This is a genomic window from Mycetohabitans sp. B2 (genome assembly GCF_021733735.1).
Taxonomy (GTDB): domain Bacteria; phylum Pseudomonadota; class Gammaproteobacteria; order Burkholderiales; family Burkholderiaceae; genus Mycetohabitans; species Mycetohabitans rhizoxinica.
The window spans coordinates 1-772 of the sequence record NZ_JAHKSP010000026.1; the positions used below are offsets into that span (position 1 = coordinate 1).

Below are 772 nucleotides of genomic sequence, written 5' to 3' on the forward strand. Positions count from 1 at the left end.
TGTATTAGCTGGAACTCGATCTGACAGGTAGTTGGACCGATAGTGTGGAGGCGATCAATGCGAAATGAGTTTCTCCTTGGCAAGATCCAGTGAATCGAGGAAGGTGCGTATGGGTGTCTTGCCGTAACACCACCGCCCTTGATGTTCCCGTTTATTGTTGTACTGATCGAGCCACGCATCAAGGTCCGTCTGCAGAGCGTGGATCGATTCGTAGATCTTTTTGCGCAACGTGACCCGATAGAACTCGTTGAGCATGGTCTTGTGCAGCCGCTCGACGATTCCGTTGGTCTGCGGCGACTTGGCCTTTGTGCGGGTATGGTCGATATCCTCTACGGCCAAATACAGCTCGTATTCGTGATGTTCGGGGTTGCCGCAGTATTGCGTGCCGCGATCAGTCAGTACGCGCAACAGCGGGATACCGAAGCTGTCAAAGAATGGAACGACGCGATCATTGAGCAGGTCGGCCGCGGGCAAAGACGTTTTGCGCTCGTAAAGCTTGGCGAACGCCACCTTCGAGTAGGTATCGACGAAGGTCTGTTGATAAATGCGACCTACGCCCTTAAGACTGCCGACATAGAACGTGTCCTGCGCGCCACAGTAGCCGGGACATTCGGACTCGAATTCGCCGTGTGCTTTCTTTTTGCGCTTGGCGCGTTCCAGCGCAACGAGCTGGGCCTCGGTCAGCACCAGCCCTTGCTGGGCGGATTTGGCTTCCAGGGCCTTCAGGCGCTTGGGCATGATCTCCAAATCGTGGCGCAGCCAGATGCTACGG

General features: G+C 55.6%; 1 protein-coding gene. It reads right to left on the minus strand.

Annotation, left to right across the window (positions count from 1 at the left end; genetic code table 11):
• Positions 1-54: 54 nt before the first annotated feature.
• Positions 55-772 (minus strand): integrase core domain-containing protein (locus tag KPG66_RS05855; RefSeq protein WP_237070249.1); only part of this gene is annotated, 718 nt, incomplete at its 5' end.